The following is a 17,900-nucleotide window of genomic DNA, read 5'->3' as shown; positions in this document are numbered from 1 at the left end:
TGGTAGCATAGAAATTTTATGTGTATCTTACCATACGGTGTTCGGGTTCGAAATATTCGGTCAGCAGACTGTCTGCCTGGAGCATGCCTTTGCGTGTCAGTTTCACCTGCGCCTCGTCATAGGTGAGGTAGCCCGCTTTCTGCTGATTTTCCAGTGCTTCCGAAAATTCTTCGGTCAGATCGACGCCAAATTTATCCTTGAATGGCTGGGTCAGTACGCGGCCTTCTTTGAGCTGCAGAATGAATTCGCGAATGAGCCGCTGGTGTTCGGAAGGTTCCAGGGCGCGATTGATGGGGAGATCCCCTTTTTCTACGGTTTCCAGATAGTCTTCCAAGCGGTCGAGATTCTGGTAATGGACCCCCTGCATATGTCCGAATGAAGAAACTCCGGTGGCGATGATATCGTTACCCCGGAAGAGATTGTCGCGGTAGACGAAACGATCTGTTTCGGGATTTTTGACAAGTTCGTTTCCGCTGGCGAGGTGATAGCCTTTTGCCTGCAGTGTTTCGATGGCTTCATTCATCCAGCGTCGTTTGGTAGTCCAGTCAGCGATGGGAGAGGTGAGGCCCATCTCTTTCATTTCTTTGGAAATGATCGTGTTGTGTGGAAGTTCCATCTGGTAGATGGTGATATTATCCGGCGCGAATTCAGCCGCTTTTTCGACGGACTCGGACCAGTTCTCATCGGTTTCTCCCATCATGCCGGCAATCAGGTCTATGTTGACCTGCGGGAAGCCGACCTGCTGAATCCAGTCATAGGCTTTGTAGACTTCGGGTGTCAGATGGGCACGGCCGTTGGCTTCGAGCAGTTTGTCGTTAAAGCTTTCGACTCCCAGGGAGATACGTGTGATGCCGATCTCTTTGAGGGTCTCGACTTTTTCCTGATTCAGTGTTCCCGGTTCACATTCAAAAGTGACTTCTTTTGCAGTCTCCCAGGAGAGTAGACTGGACAGTCGGTCGCGGACGGAGAGCAGCTGCTTTGAACTGAGATACGAGGGTGTCCCACCGCCGAAGTAAGTGAAGTCCAGGGTACGGCCTTTGATGGCTTCGACCTGGCTCAACATTTCAAATTCCTGCTGCAGCGCCTGCACGTAGCGTTCGATGGTTTTGGCATTCTGTTTTTCGTAGACACGGAAGTAACAGAATTTGCAGCGTTTGCGGCAGAAGGGAATATGGATGTAGAGTCCCATAGGAATGGATGTATCAGGACTCTGGTGCAGAACTTCGTGGATGCGGGTTACATATTCCTGTTTCCACTGGGAAAAAGGGGGATAATTCGAGACAAAATAACTGCCGATTTCGGTGGTGCCTGTTGCTTCCAGATCCATATTTCTCTCAACGTCTTAAGTAAATGTTCAGTGGAACCAGCGTCAGCGTTTCTGCTGTTTCCGGGGCTTACTTCTTATTGTCACTTCTTTCCGAAACAATACAAGGCACCATTTCGGGATTCTGTGCCGATGATCAAATGTCCTGAGCCAATCGCAGGTGAAGCAGTGATGTCATCACCCAGATTTTTTTTCCAGATGTTCTTGCCTGTCTTCAGGTCCAGTTCATACAGGTTGTCGTCCGAAGATCCGATAAAGACGCGATTTCCCAGAATGACGGGAGAGCTGTCAACACGTCCGCGAGTGGCAAAATCCCAGACCGATTTTCCGGTCTTGCGGTCGACACAGTGAACCTGCTTGTCCCGGCCGCCTGCGACGACGTACTCATCTGTAATTGCTGCAGAAGAATGATAGGGAAATTCTTTTTTGGGATCTTTAAAACGCCAGTCGACTCTCAGTTCTTTCCAGTTGACCGAGATAATTTCACTGGCATAAGTACCCACGTAGAGGTTGTCTCCCATCAAAGCCGGCGAGGCGATCAGGTAGGTTGCCAGGGGCATAATGCTGTGCTGTTTGCCTGTGGCGATATCGATGACGCGGAGTTGTTCATCGCAGCCGGTCACAAACGTGAAATTTTCCACGATGGCGGGGGAGCAGTTGACATAGCCGTCGGTTTCAAAACGCCAGACGAGAGAACCATCATTTTCCTTGAGACAGTACAGCGAATTGTCGTAGCTGCCGAACAGGAGTTTTCCGTCTGCCGTGACATTGGCGCTGCTGATGATTTCAGCATCCGTTTTGAACTGCCAGAGTTTTTTCCCCGTCTTGAGATCAATGGCGTGAAAGATCCCGTCTTCGTCTCCCAGGTAGACGCCTTTCGCTGTGACCAGCGGCGAGGCTTTGAAACCGGGGGCGAATTCTTTGGGATCGGGATTTTCAATCGAGCGGTATTTCCAGATCGGTTTGCCTGTCTTGAGGTCAAGGCATTCCACATAACCGTTGAGGCCCGCCATATAGACGCGATTGCCGACGATCGCAGCGGTAGAGGCGATGCCATCGGAAGAGGTATGTTGCCAGAGCAGTTCCAGTTCGGCGGGCAGTGTGGATTCTGCGATTCCCTGCTGAAGTTTGCCATTCCGGAAAGAAGTCCAGTTTCCTGCTTCTCTGGAGTCATCCGTTGCTGGCGAGCCCGGCTTGTCTGAAACATCTGATTTTTCAGCAGCGGTGACGCTATGGATTGAGCAGACCAGGAGGAGCAGGATCGAAACGTACCAGCAGTGTGTGAATCGGGAAGCAGTTAAAACGCGCATTCGTACAAATCCCTAAGTGAGGATTGATCGACGGGCCGAGGGTTAAAGTTGCCGGTCCATTGTCGGGATGCTTCTTCCGCCAGCTGGTCGACCAGATTCAGGTCGACTTCACACTCTGAAAGAGTGGTTGGCGCACCGGCCAGCGAAACCAGTGATTGAAAGTGTTCGGCCAACAGGCCTGCGCCAGCGGGGTCCTGTGGATCGCAGAGACCAATGTCGGATGCCAGCAGCGAATACTGTGAACCTACCAGTTCTGCATTAAAACGAATGACATGGGGCAACATAATCCCGATGGCAATGCCATGCGTGAGGCCGAAATGCGCAGAAAGCGGGTTGGCCAGGGCATGCGTGGCGCCCAGCATCGAGTTTTCAATCGCGGCGCCGGCGAAGTGGGCCCCCAGTTGCATGTTTCCCCGGGCGGTCAGGTCATTGGGGGAGTTGAGTACCTGGGGAAAGCTGTTGGCGAGCAGAGTCCAGGCGCGACGGCTGAAAAGCTGGGAGATTTCGTTGCGCGGTTTCGTCACGAAAGTTTCCAGTGCGTGACTTAGTGCATCGATGCCGGTGACATGTGTGACCGAGCGGGGCATGGTCAATGTGAGTTCGGGATCAAGAATCGCGACGCGGCAGGCTGCTTTTTTATCGCCGCAGGCCATTTTCATGTGAGTTTCAGGATGGGCGATGACAGCGAACGACTGTGCTTCACTGCCCGTTCCTGCGGTTGTGGGGACAGCGATTAAGGGAAGCATCGGTTTGCTCGCTTTACCGACGCCCCAGTAATCTTCCATTTTACCGCCATTGGTCAGCAGGAAATTGATGCCTTTGGCGCAGTCCATACTGCTGCCTCCCCCCAGACCGACGATCAGGTCGATCTGATGTTGTCGGGCGACCTGCAGACCTCGTTCGACGTCTACTGTTGTGGGGTTGGCATGGACGTCATCAAAGATCGTGATCTCAATTCCGCTATCCTCAAGCGATGCGACGGCCCGGGCTTCGTGGCCGGCGGCCGCCAGTCCTTTGTCGGTGACCAGCAGGACGCGCCTGGCATTTTCTGCAACAGCGAGTGCTCCCAGTCGGTTCAGTGAACCACTGCCGAACACAATGCGTGTTCGGGGTTCGTAATCAAAGGCTGAAAGCGAGGCTCCTTCTTCCAGTTCTGTATTGAGTTTTGTTGTAGATTTCGAATCCATGACAACCATATTTTCCTTACGATTTCTGTCAGGTTGGTCAGGCCGAGTGATGAGTCACACTGACAGGTATATTTTTTAATCCGATTCTCTGATGGTGTCGCTGTTGAACAGGATCAAAGTTGTCTCAATAATATCTGGTGAGATTTTCAGGCAGGTTTCAGTGGGTAGTCAATTTCTACAGGCGGGTGATCCATTCCCGGATTGTCTCCATTTAACACCGACATCTTACAGCAGGCATCGAATTAAATGCTCAATCGCGATCCTGCTTCCTAATTCTGATCAAAACCGACGGGAATTTCCAGTAGTCAGCACTATTTATAAGAGTTCCTCTCTCATAAACGAAGTGAAATTATTAGTTTAGAGAAATCTTACTCTAAATATAGTCTGTTATTGTGGATATAAACTTCGACGGAACGGGGCGTCATATAGCGGACACTTCTATTTTCATGAATTCGCTGCCGGAGATCGGTGGATGAGATCTCGATACCCGGCATGGTGACCCAGAAGATTTTCCGGTCGATGGCTGCACCGAATTTCTGCTTCAGCTCGGTCAGGTCTGGTAGACTAATGTTAGGGCGATTGACGCCGATCAGGCTGGCCAGTTCCAGAATGGCTTCCGGTTCGCGCCAGGTATGCAGGTCTCTGACCGAATCCGCACCGATAATCAGAAAGAACTCGTCCTGCGGGTGCAGAGCCTGCAGTTCCTGCAGTGTGACGACTGTATAGCTGGGACCTTCGCGGTGCAGTTCCAGATCTTTGATCAGAAACGCGGGGTGGCCGGCGATCGCGAAATCGAGCATTTCCCGGCGCTGTTTGCCGGAAGTGACATTTTTGCCTTCTTTGTGCGGCGGGTTTCCGGCGGGGATGAACCAGATCTGATCCAGTTCACATTGCTCGCGGCACTGTTCTGCCATCAGGAGATGCGCATTGTGCACAGGGTCAAACGTTCCGCCTAGTATTCCAATACGCATTGATTGATCGTTTCTATCCCGAATTCTGCTTCAGGCGGCGGTTCCGGTTCGCCATGAAGGAGGTCGAGGAATCTTTTGTCGCGAAAACTCGATAGTCGAGTTTGTTTGTTGAGTTCAGCAGGGGAAAGAGTTACAAAACAAAAGAACCCTTTCCCCTAGTATATCCAGCTGGCGTGATGAGTAAACCGAAGCAACAGAGCCTGTTTGAAGAAGAGGAACTTCCCGAAAACCCGATGCCCTGGGAGCGGGAGTCGGCCCAGGATCTGTATCTGGCGGAAATCGTCCTGAATCGCCCGGTGGATCGCGTCTTTCATTACAAAGTACCGGAAGAGCTGAGACCGCTGTTGCGGGCGGGACATCGCGTACAGGTTCCCTTTGGCAGAGGAAACCAGCTGGCGCCCGGGTATTGTGTGGGGGTGGGACCTGGCGATGAGAATCTGCCCAGTGTGCGTTTGAAGTCGGTCGAAGCCATTCTGGACAGTCGCCCGCTGTTCAATGCCAAAATGCTGAAACTCACGCGCTGGATTGCTGACCGGTATCTGTGCAGTTGGGGACAGGTCCTGGATTGCGTGGTTCCCGCGGGAGTCAAAAATCAGGCCGGGACCCGGATGGTGACAGTGTTTGAAGTGGTGCCTGTGCCTGGGGAAGCAGAACAGAACGAAATCATCGAGAAACTGCCAGCGAAACAGCGTGCCGTTTATGATGCACTCAAGTCTGCTGCCCGTCCGCTGACGTTGGATGAACTGACGCAGGCGGCAGAATGCGGGTCCGGCCCGGTGAATTCGCTGAAAAAGAAAGCGGTAATCAGCAGTCATCAAAAACGGATGCAATATTTTGAAAATGACGATGACGTCGTGCATGCACATATTCAGAAACAGGATGACCTGAAGCTGAATCGGGATCAGCGACTGGCTTTGGATCAGATTCTGACTGCCATTCGTGGTCAGCAGAGTGAGACATTTGTGTTGCACGGCGTGACCGGGAGTGGCAAAACCGAAGTTTATATTCAGGCGATTCGCGAAGTGGTGAGTTATGGACAGCAGGCGATTGTGCTCGTTCCGGAAATCAGCCTGACGCCCCAGGCGATTCAGCGGTTTCGTTCCCGCTTTGATTCGGTCGCGGTATTGCACAGCCATTTAACGGACAGTGACCGACACTATCACTGGCAGAATATCGCCGCCGGCAAGGTGCAGGTGATTGTCGGTGCCCGCAGTGCTGTCTTTGCGCCGGCACCGCATCTGGGTTTGATTATTATTGATGAAGAACACGAAACATCCTTCAAGCAGGAGACCGCGCCCCGCTATCATGCACGCGAGGTGGCCCGCAAGCGATCTGAACTGGAACGGGTTCCCCTGATTCTGGGCTCCGCGACTCCGACGTTGAATTCCTGGTTACGGGTGATCGAGAAAAAAGACACTTTGATTTCCATGCCGCGACGCGTGAATGATCTCCCGATGCCAAATGTGAATATTATCGATGTGCGGAACGATGTGCAGATCAGGCGGAATGAATCGATCGGCCGGGTGTTATTTACCGGTATGCAACATGCGCTGGGAGCGGGGGGGCAGGTGATCCTGTTTCTGAATCTGCGAGGTTACTCTCCCGCGCTATGGTGTAAGGGATGCGGGAACTCGGTGAAGTGCCCGCACTGTGAAATTTCGTTGACGTGGCATCGCGATAAGAATCTGGCAGTTTGTCACAGTTGTGATTTTTCTGCCAAGCCACCGACGAACTGCCCGGGCTGCGGCGCGCCGGGACTTCGTTTTGTGGGGGCAGGAACGCAGCGACTGGAAGAAGAGGTCAAAGCCAAGTTTCCCGGTTATTCCTGTCAGCGAATGGACAGTGATACGATGCGCGGGGTGGGCAGTCATGCGCGTGTGTTGAATGCCTTTGCCGGCGGTGAAGTGGATATTCTGCTGGGAACCCAGATGATCGCCAAGGGCCTCGACTTTCCGAATGTGACGCTGGTGGGAGTCGTGGATGCGGATACGATGCTGCATCAGCCCGATCTGTTCGCTTCCGAACGCACGTTTCAACTGATTGCGCAGGTGGCAGGTCGCACGGGGCGGGGGATGCAGGGGGGGCGTGTGTTTGTGCAGTCTGCTTCTCCCACCGAACCTGCGATTGTGAAAGCAGCGGACCATGATTTTCTCGGGTTTGCCCGGCTGGAGCTGGGACATCGCAAAGAGATGCTGGCACCACCCTTTTCCCATTATGCACGCGTGATTTTACGCGGTCCCCAGGAAGAACACGTGGAGCACTTTGCCCGTCAACTGGCAACAATTTTAAGTGATGCAGCAAGCGAAAAACAGTTGCAGGTGCAGATTCTGGGACCAGCGCCGGCTCCCATCATCCGGCTGAAAAAGTATTTCCGTTATCATTTTCAACTGGCGGCCCTTGAGGTCGACCAGATTCTGCAGCTCTGGCATGAGGTGGAAGGAAAACTGCCTCGCGAAAAAGGAATTGAGTACATCATTGATGTCGATCCGGTTAACATGCGATAACCGGTTTGATCAATATAGATTCCGTTTCCGCAGTGAATGCGGGAGTTTCGCAATTGCATTTGCCAGTCCCGCAAGGTTGAATAGTAGCAGTGTATTATAAGCCCTCGAATCCTGCGAAACGTCCTGACGAACGACGAATGAGGAAATTCTGAAATGTCAGCCCCTGAGAATAAGAATCGTTTGGATGTCTGGTTCCTTTTTTCTGCGGTGCTCGCCTGTTTTGTGATCCAGGTTACAGCGATACACGCAGAGGATTCCCGTTTTGGTCTGGAAAAGCGAGTCCCCTGGACCACGTCGCGTGTCAAAGGCACTCCCGACCCGGCGTTGCCTTACGAAACGGAGCGAGCCTTTCCCCAACTGAAATTCAATCAGCCCCTGGCGATTGCGACGGCTCCGGGAGAGAAACGGTTCTTCGTAGCGGAGCGCAAGGGGAAAATCTTTTCGTTCCACTATGAAGATCAACAGCGTTCAGAGGCCGATCTGTTTTTGGATCTGAAACTCAAAGAACCGGGATTGAATGAAATTTACGGGATCACATTCCATCCCCGGTTTGCCGAGAATCGCTATGTCTATATCTGTTATGTGCTGAAACCCGAACTGCCGGAAGGGACCCGCGTTTCGAGATTTAAAGTGCTGGATACCGATCCGCCACGTTGTGATCCCGATTCGGAAGAGATTCTGATCGACTGGTTATCGGGGGGACACAATGGGGGCTGTCTGAGATTTGGTCCGGATGGTTATCTATATATTTCGACGGGTGATGGCGGACCGGCTTCCCCTCCGGATATCCATAATGCGGGCCAGGATGTCAGCAATCTGCTCTCCTGTATCTTGCGCATTGACGTGGATCATGCCGGGAAAGAGAAGCCTTATTCGATCCCAGCCGACAACCCGTTTGTGAATCAGCAGAACGTGCGACCTGAGATCTGGGCGTTCGGATTTCGTAATCCCTGGAAGATGTGCTTTCATCCTGAGAACGGTGATTTGTGGGTGGGGGATGTGGGCTGGGAGTTGTGGGAACTCGTTTATCGTGTGGAAAAAGGAGGCAATTACGGCTGGAGTATTCGGGAAGGAATGCAACCGGTTAAACCGGGTTTGAAGCCGGGACCTACGCCGATCCTGCCGCCAACCGTGGCACATTCGCATCGGGAAGCACGTTCGATCACGGGCGGCTATTTCTATCAGAGTCCGCGTCTGAAAGAGTTAAACGATACCTATATCTACGGCGATTACTCGACGGGAAAACTCTGGGGACTGAGGTATTCCGACAAGCGGGTGAACTGGCATGAAGAGCTGGCTAACTCCACCTTGAAAGTGACGGCGTTTGCCGTCGATGATACGGGGGAAGTTTATATTGTCGATATTGAAGGGGGCGGTTTTCATCGCCTGGTGCCGATTAAGGAATCGGAACACAATCCCGAGTTCCCGACTTTGCTGAGCCAGACCGGTCTGTTCCAGGATACTGCAAAACATGAGGTGGCTCCCGGCGTCATTCCCTACAGCATCAATGCGCCGGCCTGGGCTGACTATGCCACCGCAGAACGATTTGTGGCGCTCCCTGATGAGACGACTATTGATGTCGTCAAGAAAAAAATCTGGAACTTCCCCAAAGACAGTGTGCTGGTGAAAACGATTTCCATTGAAACCGAACGGGGAAATCCCGCAAGCGCGTATCGTCTGGAAACTCAGTTAATGCATTTTAACGGGGCCCGCTGGCTGGGTTATTCTTATCGCTGGAATGAAGACCAGACCGATGCGACACTGGTTCCAGCGTCAGGAGACCAGATCAAACTGGCGATCGCTACTGGTGAGCCTGCAGAGAAAACGATTTCTTATGAGTGGCCGATTCCCAGTCGGGCTGAGTGTGCGGTCTGTCATACGCCTTACCAGAACTATCTGTCGATCCTGTCATTTGAAGAACCCCAGTTAAATCGAAGTCAGAAGTACGGTGCGACGGTCGATCATCAACTGAGATCACTGGCACATATTAAAGTACTGCCGGAATCGGTGTGGACCGATTCGAAAGGGGCCAATGCCAATTACCTGGTCGATCCTTATGATACGGGCGAAGCCTTGAATTCCCGGGCACGTTCGTATCTGCATACCAACTGTCGACACTGTCATCGGAGTAATGGGGGAGGCGGGGCGACAATTGAACTGGGTGCGACATTGGACATTGATGCCATGAAAGTCATGGGGGTGAAACCGACTCAGGGAACGTTTGGAATTCACGATGCGCAGGTGATTGCTCCCAGCGATCCCTATCGTTCGGTGCTCCTGTATCGCATGAGCAAGCTGGGAAAAGGTCGCATGCCTTATTCCGGTTCCTCCTGTGTCGATACCCGGGGGACACGACTGGTACGTGACTGGATCGAAAGTCTGCCGGGAATATCCGGAGACTCTACCTTTGAAGTCTCTCGCTTGAGAAATCGCCAGGGACAACTGTTGTCAGATGCCGTCCAGATTGAGGATCAGGAATTTGTAAGCCAGAAAATTCAGGAAGTCCTGGGTACTACCAGCGGCGGTCTGATGATACTCAGGTCATTGGATGATACGCCGATTTCCGATCAGATGCGAAGACTGATGATTCAACTGGGGACCGAACATCCCAGCGCACAGATAAGGGATCTGTTCGAACGATTTCTGCCTGAGGAGCAACGGGTGAAACGCCTGGGCGTGAAGATCGATTCTGCTGCACTGGTTTCGATTCCAGGAGATTCGCGTGAGGGAAAAAAACTGTTTTTCGAAATGGCAGGACTGCAATGTCGCAATTGTCATCGCGTGCATCAGCATGGGAAAGAACTGGGGCCCGATCTGACACAGATCGGCAAGAAGCTTTCCCGTCAGGAACTGCTGGAAAATATTATTGAGCCTTCTCGAAAGATTGACGAAAAGTATTTCACCTGTGTTGTCGTGTTGCGTTCCGGCAAGGTGATCAGCGGGCTGTTACTGAAAAAAGATGAGACAGTCGTACGACTGAAAGACGCGAAAAACGAGGTACAGGAAATCGCTCCGACTGAGATCGAGAGTCTCACCATGCAGAAAAAGTCGATCATGCCCGACCAGTTATTACGGGATCTGACTGCCGAACAGGCCGCGCATCTGCTGGCATATCTGGAATCATTAAAATAACTGGTCCTGAAATCTGAGTGATCCGGACAGAGAGGACGAAAACTCTCTGGTTTTTCGTAGTCAAATCCTTATAATTCCGTTCAGTCGCGCACTAGTTCCCTACCGAAGCTGCCACAGCTGATTTCCGGATGATTGAACTCTTTCTTTCAGGCTCAATCCGTTTTTCAATAATTTATTATTCACTGAGTTAAACAATGGCGATTCAGTTTGATTGTCCTTTTTGTACGTCCACATTAAAAGTTCCTGATTCGACCGCAGGAAAGCAGGGAGACTGTCCCCGGTGTGGCACAAAACTGGTGATTCCCAATCCGTTTGCAGCGGAGGGCGGCACGCCGTCTGCTGATCCTGCTGCTGCTCCTGACTCTGCGGTTTCACCTTCACAAGATACACCCACTCCGCCTCCTGCCAGCCAGACTCCGGAATCAAGCCCTGTCATGCCGCCCGTGAATGTGGTGGCTCCACAACCTCGATCGAGTGCCACGGCCCAGTATTTAAGGAAGCGACGAAAATCGAATGCCGGGGGAGTGATTCTGTTTCTGTTTTTCTTTGCGGTGATGGTGGGAGTCGCCGGGTACTTTTACTGGAATTTTGGACTGCGTCTTGAAGGTAATCTGGTCGCGGCGCGGATTTCGTCTGAAGCTGCCAAGGTGGAACAGCGACTCAATCCTGCGAATGCGGGAGTGTCGGAAGATGTGATCAAGGCGGTCAATCAGAATCTGCTGGAAACGCCCCGGCGAGTGCAGAGTGATCTGATGGATGTGCTGTTTTACGGTCTTGAAAAGGGGGGATTGGAAGTCCGCTTGAAACCGGGAGCAAAAACCGAACTGGTGCGTGTCGATCTGACAGGCGATCCGGCGCTGATGGATTATATCAGCAAACAGGGTGCACAACTCGATCAACCACGTGTTGCCGAACTGCAGAGTTCGTTGAAGAATTTTTACACCGACTGGAATGCATTTTTGCAGACACAAGGCGTGATGCCCGACCTGCTGCATTACCGGAATACCGTCTGTCTGAATTCAATGCTGGGTGGATTAGGTTATTTCATGGAAGCCCGCGTGAATAACAAAATCTATCCCTGCGTGCATGAAGATTTTAAAGGGGGGCTCTATTTTCTGGTACCGAAAGGAACGTTGCAGTTCAACATTCTGGGACGGGAAATGGAAAATGGCTGGAAGACATTTCCGGGAAAATATGAAGTCCAGGTGACCCAGGTCTATGAATCGCAACCCTGAAGTTCCGGTTCATAAAAAATCGACAACGATGGAATCGGCGAGCAGACAACCAGCCGAGGTCAGTTTCAGATGGGTGTCCGTCTCTTCCAGTAAACCGGCTTCGAGGTTTGTGCGGATAGCCGTTTCCGCCAGCTGATGCAGATCAAATCCGTAGCGTTCCTGAAACTCACGTCGATTGATTCCTGCGCGGCGTCTTAAGCCGAAGATGATCGCTTCGCGTGCGCGTGCTTCGGGTTCCAGTTCTTCCTGATCCACAATCGGAGATTCTCCGGCTTGAACTCTTTTTAACCAGGTGATCACGCTGCGATGGTTCTGGCGTCGAATACCATCCAGGTAACTGGCGGCACCGGGACCAAAGCCAAAATAAGGATAGCCGGTCCAGTAGACCTCGTTGTGACGACATTCGTAACCGGGGCGGGCGAAATTGGAAATTTCATAATGCTGCAGGCCCGCTTGATCCAGAAACTCCAAAGCGTATTCATACATGTCTCCGGCTAGATCATCTTGAGGTAGATCGAAGAGACCGGCTTTCTCCCGGCTCCAGAACGAAGTCCCCTTTTCAATCGTCAGACCATAAGTTGAAATGTGGGGGATGTTGAGTTGTACGGCATTCTGCAGTGTCTGTTTCCAGCCTGCCAGGCTCTGGCCGGGAACGGCAAAGATCAGGTCGAGGCTGGTGTTGCTGATCCGGGACTGCAGTGACTTCACGATTTCAAAAATCTGATCTGGCTGATGGTCGCGTTCCAGAAACGTGAGGATCTCTGAATCGAACGACTGGACTCCCAGGCTGACCCGGTTGACTCCCGACTGCTTGAGAAACTCAATTTTTTCACTGGTCAGATTCAACGGGTTGGCTTCGATACTGAATTCATAATCTGCGGCCAGTCGAAAATGAGAAAAAATGCTCTCGAACAAATGGGAAAGCTGTTCAATACTGAGATGCGTCGGCGTGCCACCCCCCAGAAAGAGTGTTTTTAGTTCGATTCCCTCGCCCAGTTCAGACATCTGTTTCGCCATCGCATCAAGATACGCTTCGATGAGATGATCTTTTTGCGCGACAAGCGTGAAGTCACAGTAGCCGCACCGGTGCTGACAGAAGGGGACATGAAAATAAGCAGAGCTGGGAAAACTCGGGTTTAGCACAATCAGGAATCCGCTGGCTGAGTCAGCTTGTTTCCGGGAGTGATTCAGCATCTCGACAAGAGTATTGAGAGACCACTTCGCTGAACGGGGCATCACTGAAACTCAAGGCAGCCAGTATATGAGCCAGTGTCAGGATTGCATCACAGGTGGGAACTGCATCCCTGAACCAATGATATCCGGATTGGCCACCTGCGTAAACGGCCTGCTGCTGCATCATCTGAAAATAGCTGTCTGCCAGGGTGCCTGCGTGTGTGGAGATGTTCCAGCCGGCGGGAACATCATTCCACTCTGCCTGACATGTCTGATCGAGCAGGAAGTTGCGGGAAGACTGTTCCCGGGAAAGTGCCTGCATCAGAAAGCGGGATACTTTTGCATTCGACAGGAGTGTGCCGCTTTCCGTGAAAAAAGCACAGCGACGACTGTCATCATCAATAATCAGTCCGAGATCAGCAGAATCTGCCTGCAGCTGTTTCTGCATTTTTTGCACATCGTTGTCTGGGGGATTGAGCAGATCCCGTCTCTGATGTGGAATGTCGACCCAGGTGAGTTCGCAGGGCAGTTTTTCAAAGAGTGCATTCAGGGTTTCCCTGACCAGCCTCAGCGAGCAGGCGATTTTGATTTTGAGCGGTCGCAGGGCATGAAAGTATTTCTGGAACTGGGCCCGATAGGCTTCCATGGGATGAAAGGTTCGCTGCGATCCCGGTTGCCGGGAAGCGCGACCAAAGCCGCGCAGTGAAATCTGTTCGATGTTTTCCAGACCCCGTCCTGCTGAGACCGGCTGCGAATGTTCCAGCAGGAAATCAAGTCCGGTATAAGAGGGACCAAATTGAGCGCCGGTGACCATGATTGCGCCGTGCGCCTGCAGGTGGTTTGTTGCAAACGAGAGGATGGAGGGCACCGTCAATCCCAGGTCGATGACCCGACAGCCGTTGCGGCGGAGTGCACTGGCCACACCGGTAATGATGTCTGGAGAGGCAGGACGTTCATCAAAACCGATGACCACACTTGGTCCTCGACTTTGTTCCTGGCTGGCAGAGGATACAGCAGTTGCAGACTCGGGAGTGCCGTAGGAAATCGATTTTTTGGGTGCAACACCTTTCAACGGGAGCGCTTCCCAGAGGATCGTGGAAAAGGCCCCGGCGATATGAGCGGCCTGGGTCCGGTTGATCTGATTCAGATAGACGCCGCGAACGCCTTCCGTTGTATACGGGTGTTGTTCAGAGGCACGGCTGCGTTGTGTCTGCTTTAAGCGTTCGATGATCTCAGGGGACAGGTTTCCGGTATGTCCCTTATGCGGACACTCGCGACATTTGGGGTAAAAAGCGGCCAGCCGGGACAGGTGGATGGCTTTCGAGATCGGGTAGTCTTCACCTGGACACTGAAAAAAGACTTCTGACGACTCCAGCAGTGCAGGTTGTAAAATTCGGGGGAGCGGGGGCAGAATCTCAGCTTTGATCTCAGGCAGAGGTTTCACTTGTGATTCTGGTTTCGATGAAATGGGAATGTGCTCCATGAGGATTTTTAGTTTTTACGGGATCCGCGGGTAGCATCTCTCGAAATCAAAGCATAAATCGATTGTAATGAGAGACAGGAAAGTTCCCTGAATTTTCATGTCATCTCAAATCTGAGGGAGTCAATGTACGTCATCCCACTGATTTTGGTCAATAAGAGTTATCTATGAGCCAGCACGTTACCGAATTTCTGCTGAATCCTGCCGCCAGTGAGTTTGGGCCGGTTGTGGTCCTGTATGGCGACGATCGTTATATGAAGCAGGAAGCGATCAAGGCGATCGAACCGCTTGTCCTGGGTGAAGAGGAGGACACCAGTATCACCCGCTACGACGGTAAACGACTCGAAAAAGAGCTGCCCCCCTCGACCCTGTTTGATGAATTGAAAACAGTCTCCATGTGGGGAGATAAACGCCTGGTCATCGTGGATGATGCGGAGAAGTTTGTGAGCGCCTTTCGTGGGAAACTGGAGAAATATCTGGAGGCCCCTTCGAAAAGCTCATTTCTGATCCTGGATGTAAAAAGCTGGAGTAAATCAACGCGACTGGCCAAGCTGGTCTCAAAAATCGGGCTGGACCTGGAGTGTAAAGAGCTCAAAGGGGGGGCTTTAGCAAAATGGATTTGTGATACCGCCGGTCAACTGCATCAGAAGCAGATTTCCAGGGAAGCCGCTGCTTTGCTGGTCGAACTGGTGGGCACGCATTGTGGACAGATCCATCAGGAACTGGAAAAGCTGACGACTTTTGTGGGAGATCAGCCCCGGATCAGTCCAGATGATATACGTGCGGTTGTGGGGGGCTGGAAAGCGGAAACAACCTGGGCGATGACGGATGCGGTCCGCGATGGCAATATCGGGGATGCCTTGCATTACCTGGATAATCTGCTGGTGGCGGGTGAAGCGCCGCAGAAGATCCTGGGGGGGCTGAACTTCGTCTGGCGAAAATACTTTAAGGCGACACAGCAGGCAGTGCAGGGAACCCCATTAAAACAGGCGATTAAGCAAGCGGGTGTATTTCCACGTGATATCGATTCAACTGAACGCTATCTCAGGCGACTGACCCGAAAAAGGGCGGAAAAAATCTGTCACTGGCTGTTAGAAACCGATCTGAATCTGAAAGGAAAGAGTCGTTTGACGCCTCGCCTGGAACTGGAGCGATTATTGTTTCTGTTGAGTGGTTGTATCTGATCTTTTAATAAATATATTCCGATTCACCACTTAAAGCGTGCACGTATCTTCATAAACTTCCTTTCAAAATTATCGAAATCTGCGTGAAATGAATCTTGCCTTGGATTTCGGGGAGGGGTATAAATCAGAGTTGATAAGGTTTATACGAAACTCATTGACGCTGTTTGAACCTTGCAGCGATTGGCAAAGTTTCGTGCTCTATTGGGATCTCAGACGCACATTGAGGTGAAGCATGTCGTCGGAACTCTTGGATCCAGAGGAAGTCGCCAGCATCTATGAGGAAGCCCCTCTGGAAGCGGATCGGCACAAATGGATCGAAAGCCAAAAGAATGGCTGTGATCTGGGCAAGCTTGCTATCTCTGACTGGTATGCAAATCACTGGTATTATTTTTGCATCGGTAAGAAGATAGAGCATCTGTTAGGAAACAGGTGCTGGCAGGAATTCAGTGACACTCGATTTGGTTTTTTGAAGTCACTGCAGCTTGAACATGATCTGTTAGCAGACCGGATTCTCGATCGGATTTTCTGGCTGCGAATGGAGAATCTGGATATTATCATCTGGGCGCGCGAGTGGAGTTTGCCACTTGACCGTGTGCTGGAAATTCTCGAATTGATCGACATTAATTCCGCACGCCTCGAACCCGTATTATCCTGATTCAATTAGTGTTTCATGGATGAATCTGCTCCACCTGAAAATGCCTCAATCAAACAATCACAGGTGGCTGCTGCAGAGAATACGCGCAAACTGTTCTCGGGACTCCGGGTTGTCAGTCTGCTGACTTTGCTGAGTCGCATTCTGGGGATGGTCCGCGATATCGGCATGGCGACTCTGTTCGGCAACGGACCGATCATGGACTCTTTCTCGGTCGCCTTCAAGCTGCCGAACCTGATGCGTCGACTCCTGGGAGAAGGCGCGCTTTCGACCGCTTTTCTGCCTACTTTTATCCGGGAACTGGAAAATCAGGGCCGCGAATCTGCGTGGAAGCTGGTCACCGCTGTTTTATTCTGGCTGATGCTCTTCTCTGTGATGATCGTAGGAGCCGGAGAGATTCTGCTGATCTTTCTGAGCAGCCTGGAGTCGGCCAGCCCGGAAGCCCGTCTGCTCTACTGGCTGACAGGTTTACTGTTACCCTATCTGATTCTGGTCTGCATGGCGGCACAGGTGAATGCCACGTTGCATGCCTTGAATCATTTTTCGATTCCCGCGTTGCTGCCTACGATTCTCAATCTGTTCTGGATGGGGGGGATCTGGTTGATCGCTCCTTTTTATCCAGATGCCTCTGCCAAGATTACCATCGTCTGTCTTGCGATTCTGGCCGGTGGCGTTTTGCAACTGATTTTACCCTGTCTGAAATTGTTTTCGCTGGGTTATCGCCCCCGTCTGGACTGGCAGGGAGGATTGACACAGATTCAGACGATTGCGGCGAGTATGGCACCGATTGTTGTGGGCCTGTCGATTACTCAGTTCAATACCCTGATCGACAGCGTACTGGCATGGGGACTGGCACGACCGGAAGATATCGCAAGGACAGGGGAGGTTCCGATCTGGGAAATCTTTGAATCCGGGACGGCCTCCGCGCTCTATTTTGGTCAGCGGATGTATCAGTTTCCCTTGGGAGTATTTGGGGTCGCATTGGGGACGGTGCTTTATCCCCGACTCTCGCGGCATGCGGAACGCCAGGATGGTGAACTGTTAAGGCAGGATCTGCTGTTGGGATTACAACTGGTGATTGGAGTGGGATTACCGGCCAGTCTGGGGCTGTTTCTGATGGCTGAACCGTTAGCGACGCTGTTGTTTCAATATGGAGACTTTGATGTCTTCGATGCACGCCAGACAGCAGAGATGATACGTTATTACGGGGTCGGGGTCGTTGCTTTTATGGCAGTCTTGATTCTGAATCGAGGATTTTACGCCGTGGGAGATACCAGGACCCCCGTCAGGATCGGGGTGGTGATTGTATTCTGCAATCTGCTGTTAAACCTCGCCTTGATCTGGTGGATGAAGGGGAAGGGACTGGCTCTGGCAACTTCCTTAGCAGCGATGATCCAGTCTGCCCTCAGTCTGTGGCTGATTCGGGAAAAGACAGGAGCATTGAATCTCAGGCAGTTGGCCAGTACATCGCTGCGTGCTGGGATGGCCACCCTGGTGATGTCTGTTCTCATTGGGGTTGAGCTATCTCTGCTGCCTGTCTCAGACCAGTTTCTTGCTCGGCTGATTCGCGTGCTGGTGCCCGTTATTTCTGCTGTGCTCAGCTATTTACTGCTGGCACGGTTGCTGGGATTGAATGAAATCATGACCTTGATGAAATCGGGTAGAAAACCGCCGGAGAACACAGAGTCTTGATCGCGTTCAAAACGGGAAAAACAGACAGGCCCTCCGGAGATCCCGCAGGGCCTGTG

12 protein-coding genes are annotated in these 17,900 nt (G+C 52.0%); 6 read left to right on the top strand and 6 right to left on the bottom strand.

What is annotated here, in order from left to right; all coding sequences use genetic code 11:
- Nucleotides 1-16 precede the first annotated feature (16 nt).
- From GmarT_RS21580 to nadD, 4 genes are all read right to left on the bottom strand, one after another.
- On the bottom strand, nt 17-1,327 hold the full coding sequence (locus GmarT_RS21580) for a coproporphyrinogen-III oxidase family protein (RefSeq protein ID WP_002643807.1): 1,311 nt from the start codon (nt 1,325-1,327) through the stop codon (nt 17-19).
- A gap of 80 nt (nt 1,328-1,407) precedes the next feature.
- Entirely contained in the window at nt 1,408-2,634 is a 1,227-nt protein-coding gene (locus tag GmarT_RS21575; protein ID WP_002643808.1) for an outer membrane protein assembly factor BamB family protein, read from the bottom strand.
- On the bottom strand, nt 2,622-3,830 hold the full coding sequence (locus GmarT_RS21570) for an iron-containing alcohol dehydrogenase (RefSeq protein WP_002643809.1): 1,209 nt from the start codon (nt 3,828-3,830) through the stop codon (nt 2,622-2,624). Before GmarT_RS21570 ends, GmarT_RS21575 begins: the two co-directional genes overlap by 13 nt.
- Before the next feature lie 359 nt (nt 3,831-4,189).
- Nucleotides 4,190-4,792, bottom strand: a complete 603-nt coding sequence (gene nadD / locus GmarT_RS21565; protein WP_002643810.1) for a nicotinate-nucleotide adenylyltransferase — start codon at nt 4,790-4,792, stop codon at nt 4,190-4,192.
- Nucleotides 4,793-4,968: 176 nt separating this feature from the next.
- Between nadD and priA the strand changes: the two genes are divergently transcribed.
- From priA to GmarT_RS21550, 3 genes are all read left to right on the top strand, one after another.
- Nucleotides 4,969-7,296: a replication restart helicase PriA gene (gene priA, locus GmarT_RS21560; protein ID WP_052301196.1), complete on the top strand. Its 2,328-nt coding sequence runs from the start codon at nt 4,969-4,971 to the stop codon at nt 7,294-7,296.
- Nucleotides 7,297-7,449: 153 nt separating this feature from the next.
- A complete protein-coding gene (locus GmarT_RS21555) occupies nt 7,450-10,428 on the top strand; it encodes a PQQ-dependent sugar dehydrogenase (protein WP_002643812.1) in 2,979 nt (992 codons plus the stop codon).
- Nucleotides 10,429-10,622: 194 nt separating this feature from the next.
- The gene (locus GmarT_RS21550; protein ID WP_002643813.1) at nt 10,623-11,663 is read left to right on the top strand and encodes a hypothetical protein; all 1,041 of its coding nucleotides are present in this window, start codon (nt 10,623-10,625) and stop codon (nt 11,661-11,663) included.
- Between the two features lie 9 nt (nt 11,664-11,672).
- On the opposite strand, the gene hemW is transcribed toward GmarT_RS21550, so the two are convergent.
- Together hemW and GmarT_RS21540 are read right to left on the bottom strand one after the other, a co-directional pair.
- Nucleotides 11,673-12,806, bottom strand: a complete 1,134-nt coding sequence (gene hemW, locus GmarT_RS21545; RefSeq protein ID WP_230682444.1) for a radical SAM family heme chaperone HemW — start codon at nt 12,804-12,806, stop codon at nt 11,673-11,675.
- 22 nt (nt 12,807-12,828) lie between these two features.
- Nucleotides 12,829-14,280: a phosphohexomutase domain-containing protein gene (locus tag GmarT_RS21540; RefSeq protein ID WP_157158891.1), complete on the bottom strand. Its 1,452-nt coding sequence runs from the start codon at nt 14,278-14,280 to the stop codon at nt 12,829-12,831.
- Nucleotides 14,281-14,483: 203 nt separating this feature from the next.
- On the opposite strand from GmarT_RS21540, the gene holA reads away from it, so the two are divergent.
- The 3 genes from holA (at nt 14,484) to murJ (ending at nt 17,844) form a co-directional block, all read left to right on the top strand.
- Nucleotides 14,484-15,500, top strand: coding sequence for a DNA polymerase III subunit delta (gene holA, locus GmarT_RS21535; RefSeq protein ID WP_002643816.1), 1,017 nt, complete (start codon nt 14,484-14,486; stop codon nt 15,498-15,500).
- Between the two features lie 232 nt (nt 15,501-15,732).
- Entirely contained in the window at nt 15,733-16,155 is a 423-nt protein-coding gene (locus GmarT_RS21530) for a hypothetical protein (protein WP_002643817.1), read from the top strand.
- Between the two features lie 15 nt (nt 16,156-16,170).
- Nucleotides 16,171-17,844, top strand: coding sequence for a murein biosynthesis integral membrane protein MurJ (gene murJ / locus GmarT_RS21525; RefSeq protein ID WP_002643818.1), 1,674 nt, complete (start codon nt 16,171-16,173; stop codon nt 17,842-17,844).
- The last annotated feature ends 56 nt before the right edge of the window (nt 17,845-17,900 follow it).

Origin of the sequence: Gimesia maris, from assembly GCF_008298035.1 — a bacterium.
Lineage (GTDB): Bacteria > Planctomycetota > Planctomycetia > Planctomycetales > Planctomycetaceae > Gimesia > Gimesia maris.
Note: the sequence above shows the minus strand (reverse complement) of the source record. Positions and strands in the feature narration are given on the sequence as shown.